This window comes from Asaccharospora irregularis DSM 2635, assembly GCF_900129815.1.
Classification (GTDB): Bacteria; Bacillota; Clostridia; order Peptostreptococcales; family Peptostreptococcaceae; genus Asaccharospora; species Asaccharospora irregularis.
Genome location: NZ_FQWX01000061.1, coordinates 1 through 5,034, shown reverse-complemented (window position 1 = coordinate 5,034; position 5,034 = coordinate 1). Strand labels below are relative to the sequence as shown.

Below are 5,034 nucleotides of genomic sequence, written 5' to 3'. Positions count from 1 at the left end.
AGTATTGGTTTCATATCACCAGAACAGTGCGAAAAAATAGCTAGAGCAAGTTAAAAATTCAATTATTTGTGTCTAAAATATTGACATAGATCCAGCCCTGAGGTGTGTAAGAACCGAACGGTAAAAGAAGCTGAATTATATGATGCAGTAATGACTGCCATTAATAGACTTCTTGCCGGTGGTGACAACATGATAAGAATACTGGAAGAGAATATACATGCGATAATCGGTGATACCACGGAATATAAGATTTCAGAGATTAACACCTTGCTTGAAGAAAAGCAGAAGGAACTAATCAGCCTTGCTAATAAGGGAAAAGATTTTGAATCCCTTGCAGATGAGATTGAAGAGTTGCGTGAAAAGCGTCAGACCCTTCTTGTGGAAGATGCATCCTTAAGTGGTGAGAATGAGCGGATCAACGAACTGATAGAATTTATCCGCACCAATAAATATCGGACTTTACTATATGATGATACCCTTGTAAGGAAGATCATCCAAAACGTAACAGTTTACGAAGACCACTTTGTGATAAGCTTTAAATCAGGCATTGAGATTGAAATATAAAAAACTGAGGTAATTTTTAACAAAGAAAAGCACATCGAGATTAAATGACCGATGTGCTTTTCTTTAGTTTACTCAACATCAATTGTAATGCTATTGTTTGGTTTTTCTTCTTTCGGAACTATAATTTTTAGTACTCCATTTTCAAGTTTCGCTTTAATAGCATCAGGTTTGGAATCTTCTAAATAAATTGAACGGCTCATAGAATTATAACGTCTCTCTTTGTGAATATAATTCTTTTTCTGTGTTTCATTGCTTTCGTCTCTAGTGATAGAAATTGTTAATTTTCCATCATTAAGTTGAAGATTGATGTCTTTTTTATCAACACCAGGCATTTCAGCTTCAATGATGTATTCCTTACCATTATCTTCGACATCTACTTTAAAAGTGTCGTAAGAGAGTGTTCGTCTGAATGGCCAATCATTTGAAAAAAAGTCATCAAGTAAGTTGTAGAAGTCCCCAATACCAGTGTTTGTAGAAAGTTCTTTGTTTTTTCTGTTAAAAGGTACTAATCCAGCCATAATTATCAACTCCTTTTCATAATGTTTTATTAGCACTCTCCATGATTGAGTGCTAATTATTATATATCACAAAAAAAAAGATGTGTCAATATGCTTTGTAATTTTTCTTAGAATTTTTTTTACGTAATGTAATTTAAGTTATATAATTTAATATTTGAAAAATTTGAAACTTATTATTCTAAATAGATTAAAATTAAAGCATGAAAAAATTGATCCTGATAGTAAATGAATATAGAGCAGAGTTACGGGGTTTGTTTTGAATATTAAACTATGAAAAGATCGCTTAATCTCTTGGATTTATCAACCAAATGGTTTATAATAATATTTAGTGTAAATTGGAGGTGCTGTATGACTACGGCAGATATGATTAAGCAACTATGTGAACAAATGAATATAAGTGTTGCGGAACTTGCTAGACGTATTGGTCAGACTCCACAGAATTTCAATAAGAAATTAAAACGTGAAACTGTAACCTTAGATGAATTGAAAACCATAGCTGATGTTTTGAATATTAAGTTTGAGCAGACTTTCATTCTGCCCGATGGCAATGAAATAAAGACAGGTAATGAGTAAAGGAACAATTATACCAAATACTACTAAATGAAGAGGAGCTGTGATATGAAACCAATTAGTCTGACAGAGCAACTAATGTTTAATACTGTAAGGATAGAAGCTCATGATGGTTCCTCAGGAACTGGATTTTTCTTTAATTTTAAGGAGGGTGAACTTACTATACCTGTTCTTATTACAAATAAACATGTTGTAAATTACAATAGAAATGAAACCGTAAAGTTCTTTTTACATTTGAGTGAAGAAGATGGGACAACCACGGAAAACTATGCTATTACATTACAAACAGAGTGGTTTTTTCATTCTGAAAAAGATATGTGCTTCACATTTATTAACCCAATATTTGAGGAAGTAAGGAAGCGAACAGGAAAACAAGTATTTTATGTAGCTAATGAAGAAAGCTTGATTCCTAATAAAGTAAAACTAATGGAATTGAGTGCTTTAGAAGAAATTGTAATGATTGGATATCCTATTGGGTTATGGGACAGTAAAAACAATTATCCGATTTTTAGAAAAGGATATACAGCGTCTCACCCAGCGTACGATTTTAACACAAAAGGAATAGGACTAGCAGACATTGCCGCTTTTCCAGGATCATCTGGATCACCAATTTACATCTTAAATGAAAATGGCTATTCTGATAAAAAAGGTAATACTTATTTAGGTGCTAGAAGAATAATATTTTTAGGTATTTTATATGCTGGCCCAACGATGAATGCTAATGGAGAGATATCGGTTGTTGATATACCTACACAACAAAAGGTAATTAGCAGAACATCTGTAATGACTAATTTAGGTTATTATATTAAGTCAGAAGAATTATTTGAGTTTAAAAATCTAATTAGAGAAAAGATCAAGCAACAGAATGCCAATTAGAGATTGATGCCCTATTTCAGAAATAAGAATAGTATGCATTAGGAACCAGTTACCCCACTCTCATATGATTTTGTGCATGACGTATATTTACATATAAATCCAATGTTGGTGCATAGATAAGAATTTTATGTTTGGATCAAGCAAAGATGTTTAAAATTCTATTTAGAAGATGTAAGTTTGAACATTTTTTATGGTATGCGAATAGGTAGATTTTAAGTCAATACTGGTTCTTTTAGTGGCTTAATATATAAAAACAAATTTATGAGGAGATGACTTATGAAATTATACTCTGAAAGACATGGTATAAGGGCACCACAGGAAAAGACATATTCTATTAATAGAGATATGTATTCGTTGCTTTTAGATTGCTGCAAAAGATATCAAAAAAATTTAACACATATTTTCACTCTAAATTGTCATCACGACTTTACAGATAGCGACTATGTTGCATTTGATGAAAAAGGATTTACAACTAGAATTAAAATAAGAATACCATCTCTCTTTCGGGATGATTATGACAGGATTTGCACACCGCAATATGAAGATGAATACGACCAGTATGCACTTTTGGACCTTATTGAATTTTTTGCACAAAATATTGAGGATATCTCAGAACGATGGAATAATGACAGATACCGAAACTACCAAACGATAGATTGTCTTAATTCTTCAGATGTATTTGCAAATTTTCAAGAGGCAATAAATGAAATATTCTCTGAGTCTGGGCTGCTATATGAACTTACGGACGAAAAGATTATTGAAAGAATTGTTGAGAACAGCCCACTTACAACAGAAATAGAAAATTCTTTTACATCGGTACATGAGCAAGGCACAAGAGAGTTGTTGAAAGATGCCGTTGCATTATATAAAACACCAAACCCTGCAGCTCGGCAAGATTCAGTCGAAAAGATATGGGATGCATTAGAACGCTTAAAAACTTATTATACAACATTAGATAAGAAACGTTCATCAGAAAAAATAGTGAATGATATGGCAAACGGGAATGATGGTTTTGTAGATTTATTTAATGCTGAATTTAAGGCCTTGACGGACATTGGAAATAAATATCGCATACGTCATCATGAAACTAATAAAATTGATATCACTGATATCCGTTATTACGACTATCTTTTTAATCGGTGCTTATCATTAATTGCTTTAGCTATACAATATCTGTCACGAGAACAGTGCTGACATAAGTGCATTGCGTTTACTAAATTATTAGTATGTTCCACTAACTAGAGCCAACCTTCGATATGTTTCTCTGTATGGCTTCTAATAAAAAATAGACTGCAAGAATCTTGAAATAATAGAGTATTTATAAGGGATGATAAAAACTTAGGGAGGAATCGTAGAGAATGGAAGTTAAAATAATGGAGTGGAACATAAACCAAAGGGGTAGAACAGGGAAAACAATACCCTTATGGATATTAGATAAGGTTCCGGATGATATTAATATTATTATCCTAACAGAATTTAACTGCCGTGCAGAAAATATTAATGAATTTTATACAAGAATGGAATGCATGGGATTTTATTACGTCACTACTAATTATTCTTTTAAATACGCAAATGATATTTTTATTGCCATTAGGGATAAAGGAATTAGGGTAGAATCTATATCTTATTTCAAAGCATATCCAGACGAACCAAATAGCACTTGTTGTATAGACTGGGATAGTATTCCGGAAAATTTAAGAATTGATGTTATCATTGACAATAACCTCGTAACTATCCTAGGTATTAGAATTAAAGAGTTAAAAGGTGATTATGATTCCCGTCGAATCGAAATGGAAACCGTAATGAAATGGGTCAAAGAAATCTCAAATCCTATAGTTATATTAGGTGATTTCAATAACCTACGTGATAATACCCCAATAGCAGAGTGGAATTTAAATGTCTTGGATAATTTATTGGGTAGCGATTTTATTCGTACAACACCTACTAATCATTCGTGGAGATTGGCATATTTTAATGGACAATTTGATGGGTACATTAAAAACGATCATATAATCTGTAAAAATATTAGTCGATGCACAGTTGAACAATATGACTGGAATTTTGCTAAGCATTATCGACTAGACGTTATTGATAAATTTGGCAAACAAGAATCAATAATACCTGTTGGTGAGCCCGATCATGGAATTCTGTTTGCCAAAATAGAACTTTAGTTTAAGTTTATTGATATGTTCCCACAAACGACAGCCAATCTTGGATATGTTTCCAAGTACGAGCCTCAATAAAAAAAGGGATTTAAACGGCTGTATAATATTTAGCGTTGATGGTAATAAAAAATCCATAATTGTCGTTAGACAAAAATGGACTAATTACTATCAGCGCTATTATTTTTTAAAAAAATAAAGAACACATGTCAAACTCGTTGTATAATTAAGTCACGACAACAAAATAAACGAGGAGGTTTGACATGTGCTCAAATGATATTATATCAAATATTCTAGGAATTAGCGATAAAAATTTAGTATTTACAGGAGATGGAATTGAAAAA

Annotated in this window: 6 protein-coding genes; 5 read left to right on the top strand and 1 reads right to left on the bottom strand. The window is 32.1% G+C overall.

The genetic code is table 11. The features are described 5' to 3' along the window. The first annotated feature begins 189 nt into the window (after positions 1 to 189). Entirely contained in the window at positions 190 to 564 is a 375-nt protein-coding gene (locus tag BUB34_RS14055) for a site-specific recombinase (RefSeq protein ID WP_242948890.1), read from the top strand. A 68-nt stretch (positions 565 to 632) separates the two neighbouring features. Here BUB34_RS14055 and BUB34_RS12595 read toward each other — a convergent pair whose 3' ends face one another. Next, positions 633 to 1,082, bottom strand: coding sequence for an Hsp20/alpha crystallin family protein (locus BUB34_RS12595; protein WP_073127803.1), 450 nt, complete (start codon positions 1,080 to 1,082; stop codon positions 633 to 635). 270 nt (positions 1,083 to 1,352) lie between these two features. On the opposite strand from BUB34_RS12595, the gene BUB34_RS12590 reads away from it, so the two are divergent. From BUB34_RS12590 to BUB34_RS12575, 4 genes are all read left to right on the top strand, one after another. Further along, on the top strand, positions 1,353 to 1,655 hold the full coding sequence (locus tag BUB34_RS12590) for a helix-turn-helix domain-containing protein (protein ID WP_425547712.1): 303 nt from the start codon (positions 1,353 to 1,355) through the stop codon (positions 1,653 to 1,655). Positions 1,656 to 1,700: 45 nt separating this feature from the next. Then, positions 1,701 to 2,528 (top strand): serine protease family protein, encoded by an 828-nt coding sequence (locus BUB34_RS12585; protein ID WP_073127799.1) that lies wholly within the window; start codon positions 1,701 to 1,703, stop codon positions 2,526 to 2,528. Positions 2,529 to 2,804: 276 nt separating this feature from the next. Beyond that, entirely contained in the window at positions 2,805 to 3,722 is a 918-nt protein-coding gene (locus BUB34_RS12580) for an AbiJ-NTD4 domain-containing protein (protein WP_073127797.1), read from the top strand. A gap of 164 nt (positions 3,723 to 3,886) precedes the next feature. Then, on the top strand, positions 3,887 to 4,699 hold the full coding sequence (locus BUB34_RS12575; RefSeq protein ID WP_073127795.1) for an endonuclease/exonuclease/phosphatase family protein: 813 nt from the start codon (positions 3,887 to 3,889) through the stop codon (positions 4,697 to 4,699). The last annotated feature ends 335 nt before the right edge of the window (positions 4,700 to 5,034 follow it).